Annotated in this window: 21 protein-coding genes, 1 tRNA gene, 1 pseudogene and 1 riboswitch; of the genes and pseudogenes, 14 read left to right on the top strand and 9 right to left on the bottom strand. The window is 57.6% G+C overall.

Annotated elements, in window-relative coordinates:
• The first annotated feature begins 23 nt into the window (after positions 1 to 23).
• From manA to LRP59_RS02010, 4 genes are all read left to right on the top strand, one after another.
• Complete coding sequence (gene manA / locus LRP59_RS01995; protein ID WP_002512711.1) at positions 24 to 1,211, top strand: mannose-6-phosphate isomerase, class I; 1,188 nt, start codon at positions 24 to 26, stop codon at positions 1,209 to 1,211.
• Positions 1,212 to 1,467: 256 nt separating this feature from the next.
• Entirely contained in the window at positions 1,468 to 3,525 is a 2,058-nt protein-coding gene (gene gyrB / locus LRP59_RS02000; RefSeq protein ID WP_002531564.1) for a DNA topoisomerase (ATP-hydrolyzing) subunit B, read from the top strand.
• A gap of 41 nt (positions 3,526 to 3,566) precedes the next feature.
• A complete protein-coding gene (gene gyrA / locus LRP59_RS02005; RefSeq protein WP_002512713.1) occupies positions 3,567 to 6,242 on the top strand; it encodes a DNA gyrase subunit A in 2,676 nt (891 codons plus the stop codon).
• Positions 6,235 to 6,867 (top strand): DUF3566 domain-containing protein, encoded by a 633-nt coding sequence (locus tag LRP59_RS02010; protein ID WP_002512714.1) that lies wholly within the window; start codon positions 6,235 to 6,237, stop codon positions 6,865 to 6,867. The genes gyrA and LRP59_RS02010 overlap by 8 nt, the downstream gene beginning before the upstream one ends.
• A 98-nt stretch (positions 6,868 to 6,965) precedes the next feature.
• Here LRP59_RS02010 and LRP59_RS02015 read toward each other — a convergent pair whose 3' ends face one another.
• Positions 6,966 to 7,961, bottom strand: a complete 996-nt coding sequence (locus LRP59_RS02015) for an L-lactate dehydrogenase (protein ID WP_002512715.1) — start codon at positions 7,959 to 7,961, stop codon at positions 6,966 to 6,968.
• 158 nt (positions 7,962 to 8,119) lie between these two features.
• Here LRP59_RS02015 and LRP59_RS11985 point away from each other — a divergent pair, with 158 nt between their 5' ends.
• The 9 genes from LRP59_RS11985 to LRP59_RS02055 all read left to right on the top strand — a co-directional run bounded on the left by LRP59_RS11985 (position 8,120) and on the right by LRP59_RS02055 (position 15,614).
• Positions 8,120 to 8,251 (top strand): hypothetical protein, encoded by a 132-nt coding sequence (locus LRP59_RS11985; RefSeq protein ID WP_014604279.1) that lies wholly within the window; start codon positions 8,120 to 8,122, stop codon positions 8,249 to 8,251.
• Between the two features lie 372 nt (positions 8,252 to 8,623).
• Positions 8,624 to 9,631 (top strand): LacI family DNA-binding transcriptional regulator, encoded by a 1,008-nt coding sequence (locus LRP59_RS02020; RefSeq protein ID WP_002512717.1) that lies wholly within the window; start codon positions 8,624 to 8,626, stop codon positions 9,629 to 9,631.
• Positions 9,628 to 11,133 carry a sugar ABC transporter ATP-binding protein gene (locus LRP59_RS02025; RefSeq protein ID WP_002512718.1) on the top strand — a complete coding sequence of 502 codons (1,506 nt, stop codon included), beginning with the start codon at positions 9,628 to 9,630 and terminating at the stop codon, positions 11,131 to 11,133. Before LRP59_RS02020 ends, LRP59_RS02025 begins: the two co-directional genes overlap by 4 nt.
• Positions 11,134 to 11,189: 56 nt before the next feature.
• Positions 11,190 to 12,191, top strand: a complete 1,002-nt coding sequence (locus LRP59_RS02030) for an ABC transporter permease (protein WP_002533194.1) — start codon at positions 11,190 to 11,192, stop codon at positions 12,189 to 12,191.
• Between the two features lie 48 nt (positions 12,192 to 12,239).
• Positions 12,240 to 13,181, top strand: coding sequence for a substrate-binding domain-containing protein (locus LRP59_RS02035; protein ID WP_002512720.1), 942 nt, complete (start codon positions 12,240 to 12,242; stop codon positions 13,179 to 13,181).
• Positions 13,178 to 14,107: a ribokinase gene (locus tag LRP59_RS02040; protein ID WP_002512721.1), complete on the top strand. Its 930-nt coding sequence runs from the start codon at positions 13,178 to 13,180 to the stop codon at positions 14,105 to 14,107. The genes LRP59_RS02035 and LRP59_RS02040 overlap by 4 nt, the downstream gene beginning before the upstream one ends.
• Positions 14,104 to 14,487, top strand: a complete 384-nt coding sequence (rbsD, locus tag LRP59_RS02045; protein ID WP_002512722.1) for a D-ribose pyranase — start codon at positions 14,104 to 14,106, stop codon at positions 14,485 to 14,487. The genes LRP59_RS02040 and rbsD overlap by 4 nt, the downstream gene beginning before the upstream one ends.
• 94 nt (positions 14,488 to 14,581) lie before the next feature.
• Positions 14,582 to 14,655 (top strand) — tRNA-Ile (locus LRP59_RS02050).
• A gap of 581 nt (positions 14,656 to 15,236) precedes the next feature.
• Positions 15,237 to 15,614, top strand: coding sequence for a hypothetical protein (locus LRP59_RS02055; RefSeq protein WP_014604280.1), 378 nt, complete (start codon positions 15,237 to 15,239; stop codon positions 15,612 to 15,614).
• Between the two features lie 326 nt (positions 15,615 to 15,940).
• Here LRP59_RS02055 and LRP59_RS02060 read toward each other — a convergent pair whose 3' ends face one another.
• The 8 genes and pseudogenes from LRP59_RS02060 to LRP59_RS02095 form a co-directional block, all read right to left on the bottom strand.
• Positions 15,941 to 16,195 carry a hypothetical protein gene (locus LRP59_RS02060; RefSeq protein ID WP_002512725.1) on the bottom strand — a complete coding sequence of 85 codons (255 nt, stop codon included), beginning with the start codon at positions 16,193 to 16,195 and terminating at the stop codon, positions 15,941 to 15,943.
• A 76-nt stretch (positions 16,196 to 16,271) separates the two neighbouring features.
• Positions 16,272 to 16,338, top strand: a riboswitch (guanidine-III (ykkC-III) riboswitch).
• Positions 16,339 to 16,442: 104 nt separating this feature from the next.
• Entirely contained in the window at positions 16,443 to 17,237 is a 795-nt protein-coding gene (locus LRP59_RS02065) for an NAD-dependent glycerol-3-phosphate dehydrogenase (protein WP_002512726.1), read from the bottom strand.
• On the bottom strand, positions 17,234 to 17,476 hold the full coding sequence (locus tag LRP59_RS02070; protein ID WP_002512727.1) for a hypothetical protein: 243 nt from the start codon (positions 17,474 to 17,476) through the stop codon (positions 17,234 to 17,236). Before LRP59_RS02070 ends, LRP59_RS02065 begins: the two co-directional genes overlap by 4 nt.
• Before the next feature lie 100 nt (positions 17,477 to 17,576).
• Complete coding sequence (locus LRP59_RS02075; protein WP_230640157.1) at positions 17,577 to 19,106, bottom strand: FGGY-family carbohydrate kinase; 1,530 nt, start codon at positions 19,104 to 19,106, stop codon at positions 17,577 to 17,579.
• 221 nt (positions 19,107 to 19,327) lie between these two features.
• On the bottom strand, positions 19,328 to 19,804 hold the full coding sequence (locus tag LRP59_RS02080; RefSeq protein ID WP_002512729.1) for a PTS sugar transporter subunit IIA: 477 nt from the start codon (positions 19,802 to 19,804) through the stop codon (positions 19,328 to 19,330).
• Between the two features lie 57 nt (positions 19,805 to 19,861).
• Positions 19,862 to 21,119, bottom strand: a pseudogene (locus LRP59_RS02085) (PTS transporter subunit IIC).
• Positions 21,120 to 21,139: 20 nt separating this feature from the next.
• Positions 21,140 to 21,442, bottom strand: coding sequence for a PTS sugar transporter subunit IIB (locus LRP59_RS02090; protein ID WP_002512732.1), 303 nt, complete (start codon positions 21,440 to 21,442; stop codon positions 21,140 to 21,142).
• Entirely contained in the window at positions 21,432 to 22,505 is a 1,074-nt protein-coding gene (locus LRP59_RS02095; RefSeq protein ID WP_002520923.1) for an alcohol dehydrogenase catalytic domain-containing protein, read from the bottom strand. Before LRP59_RS02095 ends, LRP59_RS02090 begins: the two co-directional genes overlap by 11 nt.
• A 275-nt stretch (positions 22,506 to 22,780) precedes the next feature.
• On the opposite strand from LRP59_RS02095, the gene LRP59_RS02100 reads away from it, so the two are divergent.
• Positions 22,781 to 24,673, top strand: coding sequence for a transcription antiterminator (locus tag LRP59_RS02100; RefSeq protein WP_002532589.1), 1,893 nt, complete (start codon positions 22,781 to 22,783; stop codon positions 24,671 to 24,673).
• Positions 24,674 to 25,103: the final 430 nt, after the last annotated feature.

Raw genomic sequence — 25,103 nt, forward strand, 5'->3', positions numbered from 1 at the left:
AACCAACGTGATGAAATCGAACCATGCGTGCACTGACAGGACAGATCCAGCATTACGACTGGGGATCCACCGACGCCATTCCCGCTATCCTTGGGACTAGACCCGATGGCACCCCGTGGGCCGAGTACTGGCTGGGAGCCCACCCCAAAGCTCCATCGACCCTACCGGACGGCACACCTCTGGATCAGTGGTTGACACATCACCCCGACGAGCTGGGAGCTGGGAGCCGCGAGGCCTTCGGTGACCGTCTGCCTTTTTTGCTGAAAATCCTGTCTGCCAATCATGCCCTGAGTATCCAGGCTCACCCTTCACGGGAACAGGCCGAGAAGGGGTTCGCCGCCGAGAACGAAGCAGGGGTTCCCCTTGATGCCCCCAACCGTATCTTTCGTGACGACTGGCCCAAGCCCGAGATGATCGTCGCCCTTACTGATTTCGATGCCCTGTGTGGGTTCCGCGATCCATCCTCGTCCCTGGTATTGCTATCGGGTCTGGGTGAAGTCGATGGACTGAACGAGGTGCTGACACCACTGAGCCAAAACGATGGCCTGGCCACGCTCGTGGCGGCAGTGCTGTCAGGTGACGACGATGTGACTCCGGTCGTCAAAAGGGTCGTGTCTGCCTCTCGCGCCTACCTCAATGACGGTGCAGATGAAGACGTCCGCAGCCTAGCCACTACCGCCGTCGAGCTGTGGGAGGACCATCCCGGAGACCCGTCCATTCTTGTCGCTCTGCTGATGAACCGGGTGCGATTGGCTCCCGGTCAGCAAATTCACCTGTGCGCCGGAAGTATGCACGCCTATCTTGGTGGCACTGGTGTGGAAATTATGGCTAATTCTGACAATGTTTTGCGTGGTGGTCTGACGAGCAAGTACATCGACGTCAAAGCCTTATTAGACCACGCCAGCATGACTCCAGGGCCGTGCGTTGGCGAGTATGCTCAGCAGATATCTCCAGGAGTCGGCGTGTATCACACTACGTTCCCGGAATTCCGGCTTTGGGGGCTTGAAGGGCACAATGATGTCCTCGACCTTCCTGCTACCGAACTAGGGCGAATTCTTCTTGTAACAGAGGGTCAGTTAGTGGCCTATTGCGGTACTGACGATTGCGAATTAAGTCGTGGCCAATCCGTCTGGTTGCCTGCCGGGGACGAGGTGAAAGTAACTGGTCAGGGACGTGGATTCCTGGCAAGTGCTGGGGTAGGGGATTCCTGAATGGGAGGTGGCGTAACGCTGCTGACGTCGTGACCCCCCACTCGGTACCGGTGGTCGGGTGAGGGGGTCGAATCGCTCACAGGCCCTCTCAACGTCCGTCTCGCGGGTTCCGGTGTTCAGTGCCGCGCGGGCTTGCGGTAGTATTGGATCGTTGGGCTCCCCGCTGGTTCATGACATCCGACGGGGACGCCAGACCCGGAGGTCACCGTGACCTCTGTAGAGACACAGGAGCGCATTGCCCGTGAGCCAGCCCGAGATGCCCGAGTCCGTGACCGACGGAGACACCCCCGAGGACCTTCTCATTGATGCTACCGATCATCCTGATGGTCTGGACTCAGAGCTTCCCCCGACGACCGTCGACGGTTCCTACGATGCCGGTCAAATCACCGTCTTAGAAGGCTTGGAGGCCGTTCGCAAGCGTCCCGGCATGTATATCGGCTCCACCGGGGAGCGCGGGTTGCATCACTGCGTCTATGAGATTGTCGATAACTCCGTCGACGAGGCGATGGCCGGTTATTGCGACACCATCCAGGTTGAGTTACTCGACGATAACTGGTGCCAGGTTACCGATAACGGGCGAGGGATTCCCGTCAAGGAGCACCCCGTCGAACACATCCCTACCGTCACCTTGGTACTGACCAAGCTGCACGCCGGCGGTAAGTTCGGCAACGGCGGTTACAAGGTTTCCGGTGGTCTACACGGCGTCGGCTCCTCGGTTGTTAATGCTTTAGCGGCCCACTTCATCGTCGAGGTCCGACGAGACGGCTACCACTGGCGTCAGTCCTTCAGCCTCGGTGAGCCTGACGGTCCGCTGGAGCAGCTTGAGGCGCTCGGCCCCGACGATCACGAAGGCACCACGGTGCGTTTCCAGCCCTCCGACGAGATCTTCGATGCCATCGTTTTCGACTACCAAACCTTGTCGAACCGTTTCCGTGAAATGGCCTTCCTTAATAAAGGTCTGCGTATCGTGCTCACCGACCGCCGTGCCGACCACGCTGATGAGGACGGCAACCCGGTTCACGAGGACTTCCTCTATAAGGAGGGCCTTAAGGACTACGTCCGATTCCTCACGGGGACCCGCGACGTCATCAACCCCACCATCATCTCCTTGGAGTCCCACCGTCCTGAGGAGGGTATGGGTTTGGAGATTGCGATGCAGTGGAACACTTCGTACGCCACCAGCGTCCACACCTTCGCCAACGCCATCAACACCATCGAGGGCGGAGCCCATGAGGAAGGCTTCCGTGCCGCTCTCACCAACACCGTTAATCGGTGGGGTGAGACTTGGGGACTCATCAAGAAGCGTGAGGATCGCGTTTCCGGTGACGACATCCGCGAGGGCCTGACAGCCGTCGTCTCCATCAAGCTCACCGAGCCGCAGTTCGAGGGCCAGACAAAGACCAAACTCGGCAACGCCGAGGCTAAATCTTTCGTCCAAAAAGCCCTCAACGAGAAACTTTCAGACTGGTTCGAGGAGAATCCCAATGAGGGCAAGAGCATCGTCCGAAAGTCACAAGCTGCTGCCCAGGCTCGCGTAGCCGCTCGCAAGGCCCGTGATTTGGCCCGTAGCCGGAAAGGCTTGCTGGGGTCGACGTCACTGCCCGGCAAACTTAAGGACTGCTCCTCAACCAGCCCGGAGGAGTGCGAGATCTTCATTGTGGAGGGCGACTCCGCTGGTGGTTCGGCCTCTCAGGGCCGGGATCCGCGTATTCAGGCGATCCTGCCGTTGCGAGGAAAGATCCTCAATGTTGAAAAAGCCCGCCTCGATCGCGCGTTGGGTTCGGAAACTATTGAGTCGATCATTAACGCGTTAGGAACCGGCGTTCACGAGGACTTCGATCTGGACAAATTGCGCTACCACAAGATCATCCTCATGGCTGACGCCGACGTTGACGGCGCTCATATCCGCACCCTGCTACTGACCCTGCTGTTCCGGTTCATGCGTCCGGTCATTGACGCTGGCCACGTCTACCTGGCACAGCCCCCGCTGTTCCGACTGCGTTGGACGAACTCCCCGCATGAGCTCGCTTACTCCGACGAAGAGCGCGACCTGCTGCGCGGAGACGGTCTGACCCACGGCAAGAAGCTGCCTCAAGTTAACCCGATCCAGCGGTACAAGGGTCTGGGCGAGATGGACGCCGAAGACCTGTGGGACACCACCATGGACCCTGACAAGCGTCTGCTGCTCCAGGTGACCCTTGAAGACGCCGCGCTGGCCGACCAGATGTTCTCCATCCTCATGGGTGAGGACGTCGAACAGCGCCGATCGTTCATTCAGCGCAATGCCAAGGACGTCCGCTTCCTCGACATCTGAGCACCCATTCCCTCATCCCCTGATTATTCAAAGGACACTCCATGGCTGACGACGAGAAGCCCGACGAGCAGAACCAGGCCGACCGTCAAGGATTGGTGACCGGCCGTCACGTCGGAATCCAGCCGGTCGAGATTCGTGACGAGATCCAGAACGCGTACCTCGACTACGCGATGAGCGTCATCGTCGGGCGTGCCCTGCCCGATGTGCGCGACGGCCTCAAACCGGTACACCGTCGGGTCATCTACGCGATGTACGACGGCGGTTACCGCCCCGACCGTGGCTGGAATAAGTGTTCCCGCGTCGTCGGTGACGTCATGGGTAAGTACCACCCTCACGGCGACTCGGCCATTTACGACACCTTGGTGCGTCTGGCTCAGCCATGGGCTATGCGATACAAGCTTGTCCAGGGTCAGGGTAACTTCGGGTCCCAGGGCAACGATGGTGCGGCTGCCATGCGATATACCGAGTGCAAGATGGCGCCGCTGGCCATGGAGATGGTGCGCGACATCGACCAGGACACTGTCGATTTCCAGCCCAATTATGACAACAAGGAGACCGAACCGGTCGTCTTGCCGTCGAGGTTCCCCAACCTGCTTGTCAATGGTTCTTCAGGTATCGCGGTGGGCATGGCCACCAACATCCCGACCCATAATCTGCGCGAGGTCAACGAGGCCGTGCAGTGGTCTTTGGCTCATCCCAATGCTTCCCACGAGGAACTGCTCGAGGCGTGCATGGAGCGCATTAAGGGTCCGGATTTCCCCGGCGGCGCCCTCATCGTGGGTCGGCAGGGCATCGAGGACGCCTACCGCACCGGCCGCGGTTCGGTGACGATGCGTGCCGTCATCGACATGGAAGAGGACAAGAAGGGACGCCAGTGCCTGGTCGTCACCGAGTTGCCTTATATGTGCAACCCGGACAACCTCGCCACCAAGATCGCCGACCTGGTGAACTCCGGTCGCATCAACGGTATCGCCGACATCCGTGACGACTCCTCAGCCCGTACTGGTCAGCGTTTAGTCATCGTCCTCAAGCGTGACGCTCAGCCGCGTGTCGTCATGAACAACCTGTACAAGCACACGGCTTTGCAGGACACCTTCGGCTGCAACATGCTGGCTCTGGTGGACAACGTGCCGCGCACTTTGCGTCTGGACCAATTCATCAGCTACTGGATTGACCACCAGATGGAGGTCATCCGCAGGCGTACCGAGTACCGCCTGGCTCAGGCCGAAAAAGACGCCCATATCCAGCGGGCTCTCGTTAAAGCCCTCGATATGCTCGACGAGGTCATCGCGCTCATCCGTCGCTCCCCGAACACTGAGGCCGCCAGCACCGGCCTACAGGAACTGCTCGATATCGACGAGATTCAGGCTCGCGCCATCCTCGATATGCAGTTGCGTCGTCTGGCTGCCCTGGAGCGTCAAAAGATCATCGACCGACTTGAGGAACTCGAGCGCCTCATCGCTGATTACAAAGCAATTCTGGCTAGCGAGGACCGCCAGCGCGAGATCATCTCTACCGAGCTTGCCGAGATCGTCGATAAGTACGGTGACGAGCGTCGCACCCGCATTATCGCCGCCGATGGGGACTTTTCTGAGGAAGACTTCATCCCCGACGATGACGTCGTCGTCACCATTACCCGGGGCGGCTACGCCAAGCGCACCCGCACTGACCTGTACCGGGTCCAGAAACGCGGTGGCAAGGGTGTTCGCGGCGCCAGCCTGCGCACTGACGATGAGGTGGCACAGCTATTCACTACCACGAACCACCAGTGGATCCTCTTCTTCACGAATATGGGTCGGGTCTATCGCACCAAGGTATGGCAGCTGCCGGAGGCTGGTCGTGACGCCAGGGGGGGTCACGTCGCTGGGTTGCTGAGCTTCCTGCCTGACGAGAAGATCGCCCAAGTCATGACCCTACGGTCCTACGACGACGCCGAGTACCTCCTCCTGGCCACTCGCAAGGGTATGGTCAAGAAGACGGCGCTCAAGGCTTATGACTCGTCTCGTCAGGCCGGCGTTATTGCCGTTAATTTCCGTACCGAGGACGATGAGCTTATCGGCGCCGAGCAGTGCTCCGCCGCTGACGACGTGCTGCTTATCAGCCGTAAGGGGCAGGCGATCCGGTTCTCTGCCGGCGACGACCAGTTGCGCCCGATGGGGCGTGCGACTTCGGGCGTTACCGGCATGAAGTTCCGTGGTGATGACGAGTTGCTGTCAATGTCGATTATTCACTCCGACATGCCTGAGGATGATCGGTTCGTTTTCACAGCAACCGGTGGCGGCTACGCCAAGCGCACTGCTGTGTCGGAGTACCGTCAGCAGAGGCGTGGGGGAGTCGGCATCAAAGCGATGGCCCTCAGTGAGGAGCGCGGCTCCCTGGTTGGTGGCCTGGTGGTCAGCGAGGCTGACGAAATCATCGCGATTAAGACGTCAGGTCAGATCACCCGATCGGCCGTGTCTGAGGTGCCCGCCAAGGGACGCTCCACGATGGGGGTGAAGTTCGTCTCCGTACGCGGTGACGACGCTGTCTCAATCATCGCTGTCAACCCCGAACATACCGTCGAGGAGGAAGTCGCTGACGAATCGGTGGAAACTGTTGAAGGCGATGCCACGAAGGCCCAATCGGGAGATGTGGTTCGGCGAAGCGATACTGTGGATGACGACCGTGCCGTCGATACGGCGGGAAACGACATGAAGCCGGAGGACAACGGTGAGTGACGAGAAGAAGGTGACGCATCCCGGTCCCGACGATCCGGAGGCAATCCACTGGACCGCCGGTGATGCCCGCCGTACCTTCCACGAGAAGGGCGAGGAGCGCCCTGATCCACGTCAGGAGTCTGATCGCAAACGGACGACAGCGTCTACCCCGGTGAGGCGTACTGATTCGCGTGGCGCCCAGGGAGAGAAGGCCCCGAACCAGCAGGAGCCGCATCGTTCGCCTCAGGCGCATCAGCCGGCACGCGCTCCGAGGCGCACACGTAAGGCTCGGTTGCGCTTGACTCGCGTCGATCCGTGGTCGGTCATGAAGACCTCTCTATTATTCGGTGTGGCTGGCGCGGTGATTTTCTTTATCGCGACCTGGATCATTTGGGGCATCATCGGTGCTTCGGGTGCCTTTGATTCCATGAATAAGGTCGTCAACGACCTCATCAGTTCGCCGAGTTCAACGTCGAAGTTTGAGCTGTCTGACTACGTCAATACTGGGCGTGTATTGGGTTTGACTGCCCTTATCGGCGCCATTAATGCGGTGTTGTTTACGGCGATTTCGACCTTGTTTAGCTTCCTCTACAACTTGGCTGCCCAGATTATGGGTGGCTTGGAGGTCACTCTCGCTGAAGACTGAGTTCGGTGCCCGGAACTGCGCACCGAACTCGTCATCGAGATCAACGACACCCCTCTGTATGGGTGGGATGTAACGGGAAATGCCGGGAGTCGCGGCGCTCAGGCTGGACGCACCGACTCATAGACCTCTCGTACCGCCTTGGCCGAGACCAACAGTTTCTCTTGCTCCCACTTGTCCAAGACGATGTCGAGGTGATGTTCGACCCCGTGGCCACCGACCACCGTTGGCAGCGACAGGGATACCTCACCGTGGAATCCCAGCACCCCGTCGGCTAGCGTGCATACCGGATGGATGGACCGTTGGTCGAGCTGCATGGCCCGTGCCAAGCTCACCGCCGCCTTCGAGATACCCGAGGACGTCCATCCCTTGCCCTCAAGAACATCGAAGGCCGACTGCACGACGCTGTTGCCCACCTGCTCGGGGGACAACGGTTGCAGCCCCAGGGCGGTCGTCGCCTCGGCGAGGGTCAGACCACCGATAGAGGCATGCGAGAGGTAGGGAAATGCTGTCGCCCCGTGCTCTCCCAACATGAAGGCTTGCACCGAGTCGGGGCTGACGCCGGCCCAGTCGGCTAGGTGACGGCGCAGTCGGGCTGAGTCGAGGGCGGTTCCGGTGCCAACGATGAGGTTAGTCGGATAGTCGAACTCGGTTGCCGCGATATGGACGTTAACGTCTAGTGGGTTAGTAATGAGGATGATGGGTGCGCTGTGGGTGTATTGGCAGATGTTGCCCATCACCTCGCGGATGACCTTCGAGTTGACGTGGGCCAGCGAGTTACGTGAGTCATGGCCGCCGCTGTAGCTGTCAGGCAGGACGGAGGGGCCAGCGGAGACGATGATGACGTCGGCGCTGCGACATGCGTCATAGTCGGCTGCCGTGATGGTGGTCGTCATGGCGGGAGCGACGGCGGTGGCCTGGTGGTTGTCGAGAGCTTGGCCGTCACGGACCTTTTTGTCGACATCAATGAGCGATATACGTGAGAAGAGTCCCAAGGCTGCGGCATTGGTGACGACGTCCGAGCCGACGTGGCCGATCCCGATAACGACGAGGTGCGGTGCAATTGACATGGGTGTGATCCTTCCGTTGACGTTCATCGTCTCACGTGGTATGCCAGCCGTCTCGGACGGTGAGACGTGGTGGCGATCTTGTCTGCTCCTGTTTAGCACGTACTGCAACGAACTGGAACAGAGTTGCAATAGCTGGTAATGCGGCGAGTCAGTGCTCCACGACGGTGTCTGACACAAGGTTATTGGTGATTCTGGGTGAGTCCGAGGGCAACGGTCACACCAAGGTCGTAGGAGAGCGCTTCCTGCGGATTGGCGACGAGTCCCGCAACTCGTTCTTGGCAGAGCAGCAGGAACTTGTTATGACGATATGCCGATGACGCTTAGACCGTGCTGTCACGAGCTGTAACGGCATCGTGACACTACGCTCCAGTGTGTTTGAGTGCGCGTGACGTTGAGGCGGCCGAGAGCTGCGGTCTCGGTGTGGCAAATGTGTTCGTCGTTGGGTTAGTTGCCACTCGTCATGGCACGACCCTGTGTTGTGTGCAGGATTGCCACAGCCTTGATGAGGTCATAGTTGATAAGGGACTGGCAAGGGTAGCCGGGGACGTGGGGCGGATTCTGTAATACCCCCTTGACACTCAATGTTGAATGTGGTTCCGTGTAAATCACACACTCATGGAAACGTTTCCATAAGGTGGACTTAGGAAAGCTCTTCGACACCTCACACTCGACGACGAGAGGAGGGAAAGATGACTCACAAACCGACGATCAAGGATGTCGCTCGGCTGGCAGGAGTGTCGCTGGGGACGGCGTCGCGAGTTCTCAACGGCAGCTCCGCGACCTCCGAGGCGTCCCGCAGCGCGGTGCACAACGCAGCCCATGAGTTGGGATATCTGTCGAATGCTCACGCTAGGTCCTTGCGTTCATCTCACAGTGGCGTCATCGGGTTGGTTGTCCCAGATATCCGTAACCCGTACTTTGCTGAGTTGGCGTCGGTCGTTGAAAACGCGTGCCTCGCTCATGGTTGGGCAACTTTGCTGTGCAATGCCGACGAGTCTCCCGACCAGTTCAACCGGTACGTCAACACTCTGCGTCGTCAGAGAGTTGACGGGGCGATCGTGACGCCCACTGGCAGCGGCGGGCAGGCCGTCAAAGATTTAGTTGACGACGGCGTTCAGGTGGTGTGCGTGGACCGTGAAATCACGGGGTCACCTCTGCCAGCTGTCACCTCTGATCCCTGGAATGGAATGAGACAGGCCGTCGACCACCTGGTGGATCACGGGCATCGCAGGATCGGTTTCATTACTGGACCACAACAAACCTCAACCGGTCTGGAGCGTTATCAGGCCTATCGTCAACTGTTGGCTGAACATGGACTGGAGGTCGACGAGGACCTCGTTGTCGAAGGCGACTTTCAGGAGGAGTCAGGACGCGTGGGTGCCCGTCGACTACTTGACGGTGGCGCAACTGCCATTTTTGCGTCCGACTCCCTCATGTCGATGGGAGCGCTGCGGACATGCATTGACCAGGGGATTTGCATCGGTGACGAGATCGACCTGGTCGGTTTCGACGACCTGCCGGTATTCAGCCTCACCAATCCCGCTCTCACCGTCGTCGCCCAGGATATTGACGCCATGGGGAAGGTCGCCGTCGATCTACTTAACCGTGCCATGTCTGGGGAGCTCACCAGCTGCGCCCGCTTGGACACCCACTTCATCGTCAGGGCATCAACTCGAATGGTCAAGGAGAACCAGTGACAACAGTACTTCGACTCGACCACGTCACTAAGGCTTTCGGACCCGTGAAGGTCATCCAAGACGTATCAGTGGACGTCATTCCCGGCAGGGTGCGCGTCCTGCTCGGTGAAAACGGAGCCGGAAAGTCCACCCTCATCAAGATGATGAGCGGCATTTATCACCCCGACTCTGGCTCAGTCGTCATTGACAACACACCCGTCGAACTGCCTACTGTTAAGGCTGCCGAAGCTCGGGGTATCGCGACGATCCACCAGGAACTTAATCTCGTTCCGCAGATGTCGGTGGCTGAGAACATCATGCTTGGACGCCCACCCAGCCGGGGCGGGCTGGTGAATTGGGGCTCGATGCGGGCTCAGGCCCGTGCTGCGCTGGAGCGGATTGGTTTAAACGTCTCCCCGGACCGCCTCGTCGGTTCGCTGAGTACTGCCCACCAACAGCTCGTGGAGATCGCGCGAGCTCTGTCGATGGATGCCAGGGTGCTCATCCTTGACGAGCCCACCGCTGCTCTGACCCGCAAAGAGTCTGGCCAGCTCTTCGAGGTGATGGATGACCTCAAGACTAAGGGCGTGGCGATGGTGTTTATCTCCCATCACCTCGAAGAGATTCCCCGCGTCGGTGACGACGTTTCGGTGTTACGCGACGGGACTCTCGTAGGGGAGGTACCGGCCTGTACCTCGGAACGTGAGCTGGTCACGATGATGGTCGGCCGTGACATTGACGACCAGTTCCCGCGCCATCGCGGTGAGGTCGGAGAGGTGCTGCTGTCGGTTACGGGACTCAGCCGCGAAAAGGCATTCCAAGATGTCGCGTTCGACTTGCACGCCGGCGAAGTGTTGGGCCTGGCGGGTCTGGTGGGAGCCGGACGCACCGAGGTGCTGCGCGCTATCGCTGGAGCCGATAAATACGACTCAGGCACCGTGCGTGTGCGTGGTAAGGAGCTCCCGAAAGGAAAGATTTCTCGCGCGATCGTCGACGGCATCGGCCATGTGCCGGAGGAACGCAAATCTCAGGGATTAGTTCTTGATGCTTCGGTTAACGAGAATCTCGGTTACGCGACCATGAAATCGACCTCTCACGCGGGATTGGTTGATCGCTCTGGGCAACGTCGACGCGCTCAAAATGTTGCTGAGAAGCTGCGGGTCCGAATGGCTAGCTTGGATCAGCCGATGCGCAATTTGTCCGGTGGTAATCAGCAGAAGGTTGTTATTGGACGCTGGATTCTCGCGGACTCGTCAATTCTGTTGCTGGACGAGCCAACTCGGGGTGTCGACGTCGGTGCCAAGGTCGAGATCTACCAGCTTATTAATGCTGTTACCGACGCCGGGGGCGCCGTCCTTATGGTTTCTAGCGAGCTTCCCGAGGTCATCGGGATGAGTGACCGGATCCTCGTCATGTCCCATGGCCGAGCAATGGGGATCCTCGACGCCAAGACGGCCACTGAAGACGCTGTCATGGAGCTAGCGGTGGCTTCCGTTGATCCTGGTGATGAAAAAACAGGGTGAATCCCGTTCATTCTTAATGCCGAAAAGTACTGAATATCGTCTTCTCTCGATCGGTGATGATCGGGAAAGGAAAAATCATCGTGACCACTACATCAACCGCTACCAAGCAAAGACCATCAGTTGGCAGGAAAATTGGTCCCTGGGCCCTTGATCATGGTGCTCTAGTAGGCCTTATTATTCTCTGTATTGCTCTGTTTATTGCGACTCCAGTATTCCTTACTGTTCCGAATATCATTAATATCGGCATCCAAGCCGCAGTGGTGGCGATTATGGCCTTCGGTATGACCTTCGTCATCGTTACCTCCGGCATTGATTTGTCTGTGGGTTCGGTCGCAGCTCTTTCAGCCATGGTCTCAGCATGGATGTTCTCTAACGCTGGTCTGCCAGGCTGGCTCACCCTTATCATCGGCCTGCTGATCGGACTGCTTGCTGGGGCTGTTTCCGGTCTGGCTATCGCCTATGGCAAGTTGCCTGCCTTCATCGCCACGCTGGCCATGATGAGCGTCGCACGCGGACTAACTCTTGTTATCTCTGGCGGCACCCCTGTCGCCACCTCTGACGCAGTGAACCAGCTGGGTGCTGATGTTGGGCCAGTTCCGGTGCCTGTCATCATGCTCGCCCTAGCCGGTGTGGTGTGCTGGTTCATGCTGTCACGTACGGTGCTGGGGCGTTCTCTCTATGCCATTGGTGGTAACGAAGAGGCTGCTCGTCTCTCCGGTATTCCGGTGCGTCGCATCCTCGTCACCGTCTACGCTCTGGCCGGTGTTTTTGCTGGCCTAGCCGGTCTGGTGTTGGCTGGTCGGCTCTCCTCAGCCCAGCCTCAGGCGGGGTTCGGATATGAGCTTGATGCCATTGCAGCTGTCGTTATTGGTGGAGCCTCATTGTCAGGAGGTTCTGGAAAGGCAAGTGGCACTTTTGTTGGTGCCGTTTTACTAGCCGTTATTCGTAACGGACTTAATATTCTTAACGTTTCCTCGTTCTGGCAGCAGGTTGTTATCGGCTGCGTTATCGCGCTGGCTGTCGGATTCGATGTCTTCAGGTCTAAGAAAGAATCCTGAGTAAGTGCTCGTACACGACCTATAGTGCAACAAGAGAAAGGTAGAACAATGAAGTTCAAGACTACTAAGGTGCTCGCGACGGCAGTCGTCGCGACGATGATAGCGACTGGTGTGGCCGGTTGTAACCGTGACGGTGGAGCTGGTTCATCTGCATCGGGTACCGTGGTGTTCGCCGTCTCCACGCAAACTAACCCGTTCTTCGTTCAGCTTGTGAATGGGGCAAAGAAGGAGGCTCAGGCCAAGGGAGTTAACCTTCAGGTGCAGGACGCTTCAGACGACGCTGCCACCCAGGCCAACCAGCTTGCTAATGCGGTATCTACCTCAGCCAAAGTAGTTATCGTTAATCCGACTGATTCTGACGCCGTTGCGCCGTCTGTGAAGGCCCTCAATAAGGCGAAAATCCCGGTAATTACGGTCGACCGCAGTTCCAGCAGCGGTGATGTTGATTCCTTCATTGCATCTGACAACATTGCTGGTGGTATCGATGCCGCCAAGAAACTCGCTGAGATCATGGGAGACAAGGGTGAAGTCATCCACCTACAGGGAACCCCGGGTGCCTCGGCTTCCCGTGACCGTGGTAAGGGATTCAGCGAGGAAATCGCCAAACATCCAGGCATCAAAGTGGTCGCCAAGCAGACCGCTAATTTTGATCGCTCTAAGGCTCTCGACGTGACGACCAATCTCATGCAGGCTCACTCCAAAGCCACGGGTATTTTCGCCGAGAACGACGAGATGGCTATTGGTGCTATTTCTGCCCTGGACTTGAAGGCTGGCCAAAGCGTCAAAGTTGTAGGTTTCGACGGCACTGCTGACGGTATCAAGGCCGTTAAGGCGGGAACCATGGGAGCGACGATTGCTCAGCAGCCTGCCTTGCTGGGCAAGACCGCGGTAGACCAGGCGGCCGACATTTTGGCTGGCAAGCAGGTTTCTAAGACCACCCCAATCAAGGTTGTGTTGGTGACCAAGAACAACGCGAAGGACTACGAATGAGCGGCGCGACAGCGAAAGTCACCGTCGTCGGATCGATCAATGCCGACATGAGGGTCGGCGTGGAGAGATTTCCGGGCCCGGGGGAGACCTTGGCCGGAGGTGAGGCGACACTGACCCCCGGCGGTAAGGGAGCTAACCAGGCCCTTGCGGCGGCGCGATGTGGCGTTCAGGTGGCGATGGTCGGAGCTGTGGGGAAGGACCCGACGGCTGAAACCGCCCTATCCCTACTATCGGAAGGCGTTGGCCTTGATGGCGTGGCCCGTCGTGATGTATTGACGGGGACGGCCGTCGTCATGGTCGCGGATTCCGGAGAGAACTCGATTATCGTCGTCGCGGCTGCTAATGGGACCGTTGATGCACAGACCGTTCGAGCTCAAGCCGAGCGCATCCAGGACGCTGACGTGGTGTTGTGTCAAGGTGAGATTCCGCCTGACGGGATTACCGAAGCTGCTCGCGGCGCCAAACGATTCGTGTTCAATCTGGCACCGGTTGTTGATGTTGATCCAGAGGTCATTCGCATGGCCGACCCGCTGATAGTTAACGAACATGAGGCGGCCTTGGTGGCTCTTGCTTTGGGATCGACGACTTCTCGTCTTGAGGATGATCCTGACGCAGCTTTGCGCGAGCTGTTGAACCTTGGGTGCCGCAGTGTTGTCATCACCTTGGGATCGGCCGGATGCATCGTCGGCGGGCCGGAAGGGTTTGACGCCGTGGCTGCGGCGACCGTGAAGGCTGTCGATACCGTCGGTGCGGGAGATGCTTTCGTTGGTGCGTTGGCTGCAGAACTGGCTCGTGGCCGTACTCTTGTCGAGGGCTGCCGTTTTGCTACCGCGGTGGCGACTTTGACGGTGACCAAGCCGGGGGCACAAGCCTCCTACCCCAGTGCTGACGAGGTCGAGAGCATTCGTCGAGGAGAACACGCATGAAGAAGAGCGGACTGCTTAATCCCCAATTGTGTGCGGCGGTGGCCAGGTTGGGGCACACCCAGACCTTCGTCGTCGCTGATGCTGGGTTGCCGATTCCTCATGAGGTCCCGGTGATTGACCTCACTGTAGTGCTGGGAACCCCGAGGTTCCATGAGGTTTTCGACGCCATCCTCGACGAAGTGGTCGTGGAGGGAGCCACGATTGCTCACGAGGCTCTCGGGCATGAACCGGAATCTTGGGTGAGAGAACGGATCGAAGAGGTTCACACGGTCAGTCATGAGGACTTCAAAAAGGTGCTGCCCAACGTCTCTTTCGTCGTGCGGACGGGAGAGACGACGCCGTATTCCAACGTCATCGTGCGTTGTGGAGTACCGTTTTGATGGAAGTGCGACACCTCGATCAGATCCCGATTTGGTTCTTCGGAGCGTGATCCAGTAAAGTTTCCACTCGCGGTCGGAAAGCCGGTCGAGGTTTGGGCCTATAGCTCAGTCGGTTAGAGCGCCGCCCTGATAAGGCGGAGGTCACTGGTTCAAGTCCAGTTAGGCCCACAGTGCGAACCCTCTTGGTGACAAGAGGGATTGTTGCATTTAGGGGCGTCGCATCGGCAATGTGCTCCCGTTTGTGTGCCATGTCTGTCCGTGGGGGCCTTTGGGGTTCGGGCATGGTTGGCAAAGGATTCGTACCGCGGTAGAGGCCGTGATGAAGGCGGACTACACCGACCAAGTGGTACGACCGGCTTTGGGAGAGTGGGTCGACGGGTTGACGTGGACGCGATCACCGACGACATGGCGGAGTGGCTCGCAGACTCCCGGAACGTGGCGCGTAGCGGTGTCTAGGAGGGTAGCTTTCACCCACGAGATAGACGCCTGAGGATACGATGACACCGCGTACCCGAATGGGGTGCCGGGGGGTTGATCGTGGCCCAGTGTGGGTTATGGCCTCAGTACTGCTGAGTCGATGGCGGCATGTTTTATGAGACCTCTTTTGTTCTCATCTCACAGCCGCGATTCGCGGCCGGCCGGGGTGGTTTAGGTGTAGTCCTTGTGGTCTTGAGATCGACCAAACTCGGCTTCCCCAAGGGCTGTGTGCCATAGCCTCGGCATGCCTTGTGTTTTTAGAATCTTGTGACGTGCCAGCCTGCTGTTTCGACATGGCAGGTTCCGAGTTTCATGGCGGCTTCGACGGCGGGTTCCAAGTCGGTATCGTGGGAGGCGAGTATGAGCACATCAGCCTCGCGGTATGCAGCGGCTTGGAAGATGCGAAACGCGGCGAGGATGTCAACACCTTTTTCTCTCGGTGGTTCGGTTGGGTTGTAGTACTTCAAAGGGCGATAGGTAACCGTGACTCGTCGGTCTCGGGTCCACTCGGAGCGTTGTGCCAGGTTACGGCAATACTCATCGGGGTTGTGCTTCTGGCTGAGCAGGTCACGGAACACCTCGATGGCTGCGAGGTCAGCGGTCGGGGGCAGATTGTTTTGCCCTTCGCGGCAGCGTCGGTGATGTGCTGATTACGGGCTGCGATGACTTGGTTAGCGAACGCGAGCGGATGAATGAGGGTTTCGTGTGACGGGTCCCTTTTTTCACGCCCCAAGGGGGGAATTGAACGCACACCCTGGGGGCGTGAGGTTCTACCGCTGAGGAGGGTTTCGTGTGGCGTCGAGCGTCTGTCAGCCCGGTGTACAGATTGGCCTCGAGAGTGTTAGTGACGTCGAGGGTGTCAGCGGCTATTCGAGACAGTTAGTCGGGCTGTTTGCCGGCTTCAGCCATGCGGTAGGCTAACGCGGTTGTGCCGGCTTTTCATCTGGTCAGGATCGACGACACAGGGAGCTCTGACTTATCGTCGACCTCCATATACCCACCCATCCAGGTCGCCTTTGGCGTTCTCGATTTGAGGGGAGTGACGTGCATCCTTGAGCTGACCATCGGAGTGCCCGGCGGCGTGGCCAGCTTTGATGGCGTCTCTAGCTAGAGCGGCTAGGGGTATCAGCAAATTGTTGACAACTTGGTCGGAGTTGATGTCGCTGATGAACTCCATCAATGAGTCGATGATCCACAGTTGAGTTCCTTTCTCTTTCAAGGTGGTCCGCATCGACTCCCTTGCGCGGGAGCAAGAGTGTGGATAGTGGAATGCACGGGGCGAAAGGTTCGGCGTCTGAGCAGCATGGTTCTGCCCCCGACCAAGCGGGACCTGGACAAGGGAGCCGTACCCGGACAGCGACAAGACGGCCTGAAAGGTGGTTGCTGCCATGGCATAGCTGATTCGTGTGTTGTCCGGTTCCCTGGAGGCGGTGTGGACTCATGTCCACACCGCACTTATTTGCTCCGTCAGGCGTCGATCAGGGCTTGACCGCGGCAGCGACGGCCTTATACACGTCGCCTGTCTCCCCGCGAAGGATGCGGGCCACTATGTGCAGCAGCGGGACCGTCTTTTCGTCCACACCAAGCTGATCAGCGAATCGAACCGCTAGCGGAGCTGCTGGGTACCCCTCGACAGTCTGCTCGAGTTTGTTCATGGTCGCCAAGGCGCCATCGGGATGCTCTCCCTTGCCAAGGTGAACGCCGTACAGCTTGTTTCGGCCGGACAGTCCGGTGACCTCGAGGTCCCCAACTCCGGCGAGACCATAGGGGGTCTCGGCATGACCACCAGCACGGTCGACGAGGATCGACATCTCCCGGATGGCCTGGGCGAAGGTTGCAGCCTTGAGGTTGTGACGCGGGATGCCGCTCGCCTCTCCCAAGCCATCAGCGATGCCGAGGGCAATGGCGTAGACGTTTTTGAGGGCAGCACACAGCTCGACGCCGACCTCGTCGTCACTGGGACGGATGCCATAGGTAGCGGTGGACGCATCGGCTGCCAGCCTCTTGGCGACGTCGAAGTCGGTGCAGGCGAAAGTCGTCGCCGTCACCTCTCCAGCAGCGCACTCATTGGCCTTGACGGGGCCGCCAATGGCGATGATCGGGGGGAGTGAGACTCCTTTGTCGGCGGCGATGGCACGGATGGCGTCGGGGAGTAGGGTGATGCGTCCCTCGGGATTGGTCCAGAACCCCTTGGCCGTCAGGCACAGAGCCCGCAGATCCCCGACGTCTTCCAACAGCATCTCGGTAACACGCGGTAGGCCGTCAGAGGTCACGGCGATGTCGACGACGTCAGAACCTCGAGAGCCGCCGCAAGCTCGTCGGAGCGATACGTCTTGATTCCCGGTGCTGCCTCGACCTTGATGCGGGGGTGGGGCTCACCCTTCTTGATGCAATCGAGCAGGTGGTCGTCCAGCCATGTCCCCCACAGATGCACCTCCCAACCCGATTCGATAAGGGGCTTGCATAGTGCGGTGCCCATGGCTCCTGCGCCCAGAACGGTGAAAACTGACATGTCGTGTCCTTCCTGTATTCGCTGTCGATCACGAGGCGGACGGTGTCGCGGAGGATGTCAGACCTGGCTCCTTCAACTCCACCGTAGTTTTGCCTGCTCCTCAGGACGACAGCTTGGGTGACTCGGGCTTGGTGCTGGGGTATCTGTTGGCCAAGGTGTGGAGATCCTCGAAGACCTCCTGAAGGTGCGGATAGAGACGATGCTGAACCTCTGCGACGTCCTTGTACTGCTCGTGCAGGGACACGTCAGGTTCGGTGGTGTCACCGAAGTGGGCCATTGCCTTCGCAGAGACGGCAACGTCGTGGCTGTCATGGGCCTCGATACCGGCCATGGCGAGGACAGCGGCCCCGAGAGCGGAGATCTCGTCCTCGACGCATGTCGTGATGGGGACGCCGGCGGTGTCGGCCATGATCTGACGCCACAGCTTGGAACGAGTTCCGCCTCCCATGGCACGCAAGGCTGTGATGCGGACCCCCGTCTGCTTCTCGATGCAATCGAGGTTAAAGCGCATCTCGAACCCGATGGATTCGAGGATGGAGCGATACATGTGTGCACGGGAGTGAGTTCCGCGCCAACCGACCACGGCTCCGCGGGCGACTGGATCCCAATACGGAGACTGCACGGCGTTCCAGTAGGGGAGGGTGATGAGGCCCTCACAGCCAGGCGGGATGGTGCTGGCAGCAGCGTCGAGCTCAGGGTCTGGCTCACCGAGGAGGCGCGGGTCACCGAGGGCTTCGCGGAACCACCCGGCCAGGTAGGAACCGGACGATTGCAGGACCTCGAAGACGTATTCGCCGGGAATTCCGGACACCAAGGTTCGTACCGCGGAGTCGTATTTGTAGGTGGGGGACTCGACACCAGCGTTCACAGCGGTGCCGAGGTTGAGGTAAGCAATGTCGGGGGTGATTGCGGCAGCGCCGATGCCGGCTGCCTGACCGTCGCCGAGGCCCGCAACGACGCGAATCGGACCGTCCAGACCCCAGTCCGTGACGAGTTCTGGGCGCAGGTACCCAATGACGTCAGCAGGTGGAACCAAATCAGCCATCTGGTCGCACTGGACGCCAGCGATCTCGAGGAGTTCGTCAGCCCAGGTGCGCGATTCGATATCGAAGAGGCCGAGGGAATCGGCGGATGCTTCCGAGGTGGCCCATCTATCAGTGAGGTTGAAACAGATGTAGCTACCAACATCGATGACCTTGTCAGCCTGGGCAAATGCGTCCGGTTCGTATTGCTTGAGCCATGCCATCTTATAGATGGCTGGCGTGACACCTGCAGGCTTTCCGGACAGCTGGTGGACGCGGTCCGTGCCGTAGGCGCGGATTTGCTCGGTGGCGCGGCCGTCCAGCCACAAGATGCCATTGCGCAGTGGTGTGCCATCGGCCTTGAACGGGGCGAAGGACTCTCGCTGCTGTGTCACGCCAATAGCGCTGACACGGGACCGGTCGGCAGGACTGAGACCAGAGATGACTTCGCCGATGGTGTCGCGCGAGGTCTCCCACCAGCGGATGGGATTGTGCTCGTACTGATCCATCGCCGGGGTGTGTAACTGGATGGGACGCTTGGCGGTGCCCAGTACGTTGCCGTTGACATCGACGACGATGGCCTTCGTGGAGGTCGTCGACGAATCGATGGCGACAACGAGGGGTCCGTCAGTGCTCTTGTTGTTCATTCTTCAGCCTTTCCAAAAACAACTGCTACGACGAAGCTGTCTTTGTGATCACCCTTGTATCTCGAAAAATCAAGACCAAGTGTTATTTATACAGCGCGATATCATAACCGGCATAAGAGCATTCTTTGCCGTAGTATGATGTCGCGCTGAGCAATCTTGAATTCAATTCAGTTCCGCTGTAGTCAGGAATCCTCTGTATCAGCAGGTATCATCGGCCTGACGATGGAAACGACCTCTTCTGGTTTGGTAGCATTTCTGATCGTTTGCATAAGATTGTCATCCTGAATGGATTTCACAATGTTTTGGAGCATATTCAGATGATCGGCCGCATTCGATAAAGCCATGAGAATGACGACGGACACTGGAACCTCATCTTCTTCTGATCCTCCCATCTGACCGAAGAGGACCGGTGTATGCAGGGTTGTGACAGCCAAGGCATCCCTCGTGACATACTGCGGATCGGTATGAGGGATGGCGACACCGCCACTGATTGGCAAGCCGGTCGGATAGATCTCCTCCCGTTTCAACAAAGCATCCAGAAATCCCTCCTTGGCCACCCTGACTCCATCAAGTTTGTCAGCCATGACCGTCAGGACCTGATTGCGGTCGGGGGCCTCGATATTCACACTTATCAGATCGGTGTTCAGAAGTACGCTCATGTTGTTACTGATTTCACGGGATCAGAAATGGCCATAAAAATACTGCGATGTTCCGGATTAGAACATCCGATGGATCGCCGAGATGATGACGTTGGGAAGGTTGTACCCGAAGAACGCATCAGTTACAGACCCGGAGACCTGAACGCCGGTGGCATGCATCATCGCAGTAGCTTCCGGCGCGAAGAAGCTGGCACCCCACTCGACGAAGAACATGTAGATCGCCCCAATGATGAGAGAGCGAAACATGTTTCCATTACAAGCCAGGCAGATCATCGGCATCATGTAGACGATCACGGTAAGCATGCCGACCGGGAAGTAGTTCATTCCTGGGATAATGAATGCGAAGGCAATGCACAGCGGGATCATGAGAACGGTGATGGTGATGGCCGCCGGATCACCGAGTGCCAGAGCGACATCCATGCCGATGCTGAGCTCGCGTTCGCTGCCGTCCTTGTTCTTTCCGAGGTGGCGCTTCATGAAGGTCTTCGCACCTTCACCGACCGTCGACAGGCCCTCCATCATGACCGAGACCATTCGGGGTAGGAGCACCAGAACGGTGGCGATTCCCATACCCATGACGAGGACACCCTGCCAAGGTTGACGGGTCATGAGTCCCAGGAAGATACCAACGATGAGGCCGATGAAGGCGGTGTCGCCGAAGAATCCGAGCCTGTTGCCGAATTTCTCCATGGAGATGTCGATCTTACGAACTCCGGGGATTTTGTCGATGACCCAGTTCAATCCGATCGCAATGGGCCATGCTGACGTGATGTAGGAAAGAGTCGAACATGTTGTCCCTGTGAGGCCGTAGTATTCTTGCCATTTTGGTGCGATATGCTGAGCGACGATGAGATCAATGACCGAAAGCACCAAGACGACACTCAATCCGATCCATGCGTTGTTTGTTAGTGCATAGGCCAGCGTTCCTGGGACCAAGAAATGGATGACGTTCCAGATGTCGACGTTGAGTACGGTCGTCATTTTCGCGAGGATCATGACAACATTTATGAGGACGATAAGAAGGATGGCAGGAGCGGCAAACGGTACTCCGAATGAAGCTGCGCCGACTGCTGCCCAGCCGACATCAACAGTCGTGAATCCTCCGCCCATGTGCCGGTAGTAATCCACTGCCGACTGCACAGACGTCATCAGGAATCCGATGACGAGGGAAAGTCCGGAGAATTCCGATACCGATCATCAGACCGGCCTTGAGAGACTTACCGAAAGGCATCCTGAAGATCAGGCAAAGAATCAGCATCACGATCGGCAAGATAACCACGGCTCCGACGTCAAGAATGCCCTTTATAATTGACATTATGAAGTGCTCCTAGAAGATCATGACTGGTTCAAGACATCTCGACACGTGGAGATGATTTCTTCTGCCACAGTGTCTTCGTTGATGCCCGAAATGAGACCGAACACCTGGATGACGGGCTTGTTCAACGGCTTGCCGTAGCGGGTCGTCAGCATGATGACATCGACACCGTCCTGGAGAACTGGCAGCTGTCCCACAGTCCCTTTGGTGATCTTTGCGGGAATTTTGGCATCCCGCAGGATCTCCCTAACCTTTTCCTGAGCGACCGTGGATGTTGCGATTCCTGAGCCACATGCGACGAGAACCTTGACTTCACTTGCCATGGTGTTCACTTTCCTTTCCATCGGGTACGAGGACCACCTTCAGTGCCTCGCCGGTACGGGTGAGTTCGATAGCGTCGTTGATCCGACTCAGTGGCAAAACTTTGCTGATGACCTGCTCGGCGGGGAACTTGTCGTCAATGACTAGTTCGAATGCCTTTTGGACCTGAACACTTGTTGCGCCATAGTGGCCGTAGATCCACAGGCCCTTGTAATGGACGGAATTGGAATCGAGGCTGACGCAGGTCCCCTTGGGAACACCACCGAAAAAGACTGTGGTTCCTCCGGGGCGAGTCATCACGACGGCTTGTTGCTGGCCCAGAGTGGTCGGGTTTGCTGAGATGGCCTTGTCCGCGCCCAATCCGTGCGTGAGGTCGCGGACAGCGTCGATCGGATCAACATCGCTGGAGTTGATGATCTCATCGACTCCGAAATCTAGCCCGCGCGTCAGACGGTTCTTGCTGATGTCGATCAGGATGATCCGCGATGCTCCGCGCAACTTGCTCAGGATGGACAGGAATATGCCAACGGGTCCAGCTCCGAGGATCGCAACGGTGTCCCCGAGCTTGACGTTGATGTTCTCGACACACGAATACGCGGACGACAGGGGTTCGGCCAAGCTGGCACGAACCGGCGAGATTCTCTCGGGCACCCGGAATGTTGCACCGCGCTCGACACGTTTGCTCGTATACGAAATGTATTCCGCGAAACCGCCGGGGCGGCCCACATAGTGCTCGACGTCAGTGCACAGGTTGCTCTGTCCAGAACGGCAGTACTCGCATTTCAGACAGTGCGCTTCAGGGTAGACGTAGATCCTGTCACCAGCCTTGTACTCATCCACGCCATCGGCCGTCTCGCACACCGTTCCCACGACTTCGTGTCCGTAGATGAAGGGGTAGTCGCCCTTCCGGGAGTCCGTCGTGAGATTGCGAATGTCTGAACCACACAGTCCCACGGCATCGACCCTCAGAACGAACCCTCCGGGAGGGCACGTGGGCTTCGGCACCTGCTCGACGCGAATGTCACCAGGTCCATACATCAGTGCAGCGTTCATCATCTCGGCCATTAAGTAGCCTCCTGTCTTCGCCGCGGTGCGATGTGTTGGTGCCGGTTTCATTGTCGGTACGGGGCCAACGAGGACCCTTCGTGAAAGACAATGATGGTTGAGGTCGATGAGCATTTCATGCCCCATCGGTTCCAGGGGTGCGGATCAGATTAGTTGCCGTCCAGCGGGAAACACTCCGTTGCCAGTGCCGCGGCAAAACTCGAATTTCGCCGCACAAGAATCTGTGACATGATGTGTCGCTCCAGTGATGGTACATCGATGTCAGGTGTTCTCTGTTGATTCGTTTTTCACAGCGGCAGGCCCTGTTGCTACAGCTGCTCAGTGAGGTCGATCACCCTATCAAAGGGACCGACCTCGCAGGACTCCTTGGTGTCAGCACGAGGACGCTCAGATACGATGTTGCGCGGATCAATGGGATTAGCCGAGATAATATTATTGAGTCAACGACGAACGGATACTCGGTGGAGCAGTCCGTGTACACCGGGGTCGTTGCAAGGAATTCAGAATTTTCAACTCAGCTCGAGCACCACGAACGGATACTCCTGTATCTGCTCAACACTCCCGACACCACGATCTATGACGTCATGCGTGATTGCTATCTCAGCGAGTCCGTCATAAAAGCGTCACTGAAACGTTTGGAGCCGCAGTTCGAAGAGCATTCGTTGCACCTGTCGTTGAGGGGGTCATCGATTCATCTTGATGGAAACGAGATTTACTTCCGTAATTTCTTGGGAAGCCTCGTAAATACAGCCATGGATGCCGTTGTTGGTCAGAATGACAAAGTGAATAGGTATCTGCCAGATGTCAGACTGGGTGATATCGAGAACGTGGTCGTCGAATCGTTGCGTGATTACTACCTGGAAATTGACGACATACGACTCAGCAATATGGTCGTGAACATCGCAATATGCGTACAGCGGTACAGATTTCCGATCGAAGATAACGCGGCGATAGATCTGATGATGAGCAACCAATCTGAGATGTTGTGCGATCAGTTGCTGGTTGGATTGCGGAAGTTGTACCCCGAACGCCCACTGTCATCTGCTGATGATGCCTACTTGAGGTCCATCGTTGGTGCGACCCTCGGATTTGGGCATGGTGAACTTGATCATCACTCTGATTCCTGTGACATTTACTCAACGGTGAGTAGGTGTCTGGATGACACGGTTGAACACTTCGGTTTGGTCATCGCGAAGGAAGAGCTGTACGGCAGTATTTCGAAACACGTTGGGCGACTCATGGCCCACGCTCCTTCAATGCCCTATTTTCGCAATACTCTGCGTGAGTCATTGAGATCACGGTCACCATTCCTCTATGACGCCGCTGTATACTTGGCTGACAAGCTTTCAAGGCTGTTGGGAATTTTCTTCACGGATGACGAGATTGGGCTGCTGGCCATCTATATTGGATTGTACTCCGAACCTGCGCCAAATCCGAATTTGGTCACGGCAGTGGTGGTCTGTCCTCGTTACCAGGCACTCCGTGACGTTCTGCTAGCCGGACTGGTTGACCATTTCGCGGATCGGATGAGGGTTGTGGACATCGTTTCATCTGTCGCGGAAGCGGATACGTGCGATGGCGACATCGTGATATCGACGACAGAAGAACCGTCACACCGTCATACCTGTGTTCCCATCAGCGCGTTGATGTCGGATCTCGATCTGTCGGCGATCGATTCTGTGCTCCTGAGGGCCAGTGAGAAGAAGTCGCGGATTGCCACTGCCAGCGCGATGAAACGTTTTCTCGATCCCACACTGTTCTTCACTGGAAGATCCTTCGACTCATGGCGTGAAACTCTCGACTTCATGTGTGGGTCGATGGAGAGGAATGGCATTGTTCCCGACGCCTTTAGGGAAAGTGTTTTTCTGAGGGAAGAGTACCCATCCACGGTCTTCTTCCGGACGTTCGCAGTGCCACACGCAATGGATTTTCTGGCGTATGAAACAAAAATTGCAGTCCTCATACCTTCAACTCCAATCAACTGGGAAACGTCGGATGTGAGCTTGGTTCTCCTGCTTGCCATCAATGAGGGGGACTACGATGATTTTGTGAGGTTCTATCAGCCGCTTATCAGCGTTCTTTACGATCGAGAATTGTTCACAGAACTGCGGTCAATGTCGTCGTATCATGAATTTATGAAATTTCTCGATAAGCAAATATCCATGTGATGCTGTCGAGTGGGTAGACAATGGTTAAGGGAGTGCCGCTGAGGAAGAGTCAGCATCCGTAGTCTTGCCAAAAGGGTTGAGGAAAGAACGTCCTGGTTATGTAACCGCTCTCATTGCCCTGGTGGCTGCTGGCCTGGCTTCATTCTACAGGAGCGGCGCTTCGTCCCGAAAGCGGTTCACCTTCGCACCGAGACGCAAGCAGTCCTCGATCATTGGTGCGATTCACGTAAGGCATCATTGTTTTGGTGGTCTTTTTAGTTATGGGGACGTTCGTTTCCGTTTATGACTTCCTTGGCTACCGTCTAACTACTGCTCCGTTCCATTGTTCCCAATCGGGAGTCGGTGGCATCTTCCTTCTGTACTTTTTGAGACGGTTGTTTCGGCTTGTACGGGTACGGTCGTCACGCGTTAGGGCCGCTCTCGGACGATC

The organism is Cutibacterium sp. 37298 (genome assembly GCF_023838685.1).
Classification (GTDB): Bacteria; Actinomycetota; Actinomycetes; order Propionibacteriales; family Propionibacteriaceae; genus Cutibacterium; species Cutibacterium acnes.

What these genes read in the sequence shown, in the direction of transcription:
- LRP59_RS02070 (WP_002512727.1), bottom strand. Translation starts at nt 17,476, where the DNA reads ATGTCAGTTTTCACCGTTCTGGGCGCAGGAGCCATGGGCACCGCACTA.
- rbsD (WP_002512722.1), top strand. Translation starts at nt 14,104, where the DNA reads ATGAAGAAGAGCGGACTGCTTAATCCCCAATTGTGTGCGGCGGTGGCC.
- LRP59_RS02020 (WP_002512717.1), top strand. Translation starts at nt 8,624, where the DNA reads ATGACTCACAAACCGACGATCAAGGATGTCGCTCGGCTGGCAGGAGTG.
- LRP59_RS02060 (WP_002512725.1), bottom strand. Translation starts at nt 16,195, where the DNA reads ATGCGGACCACCTTGAAAGAGAAAGGAACTCAACTGTGGATCATCGAC.
- LRP59_RS02040 (WP_002512721.1), top strand. Translation starts at nt 13,178, where the DNA reads ATGAGCGGCGCGACAGCGAAAGTCACCGTCGTCGGATCGATCAATGCC.
- gyrB (WP_002531564.1), top strand. Translation starts at nt 1,468, where the DNA reads ATGCCCGAGTCCGTGACCGACGGAGACACCCCCGAGGACCTTCTCATT.
- LRP59_RS02095 (WP_002520923.1), bottom strand. Translation starts at nt 22,505, where the DNA reads ATGGCCGAGATGATGAACGCTGCACTGATGTATGGACCTGGTGACATT.
- gyrA (WP_002512713.1), top strand. Translation starts at nt 3,567, where the DNA reads ATGGCTGACGACGAGAAGCCCGACGAGCAGAACCAGGCCGACCGTCAA.
- LRP59_RS02035 (WP_002512720.1), top strand. Translation starts at nt 12,240, where the DNA reads ATGAAGTTCAAGACTACTAAGGTGCTCGCGACGGCAGTCGTCGCGACG.
- manA (WP_002512711.1), top strand. Translation starts at nt 24, where the DNA reads ATGCGTGCACTGACAGGACAGATCCAGCATTACGACTGGGGATCCACC.
- LRP59_RS02015 (WP_002512715.1), bottom strand. Translation starts at nt 7,961, where the DNA reads ATGAACGTCAACGGAAGGATCACACCCATGTCAATTGCACCGCACCTC.
- LRP59_RS02080 (WP_002512729.1), bottom strand. Translation starts at nt 19,804, where the DNA reads ATGAGCGTACTTCTGAACACCGATCTGATAAGTGTGAATATCGAGGCC.
- LRP59_RS02090 (WP_002512732.1), bottom strand. Translation starts at nt 21,442, where the DNA reads ATGGCAAGTGAAGTCAAGGTTCTCGTCGCATGTGGCTCAGGAATCGCA.
- LRP59_RS02030 (WP_002533194.1), top strand. Translation starts at nt 11,190, where the DNA reads ATGATCGGGAAAGGAAAAATCATCGTGACCACTACATCAACCGCTACC.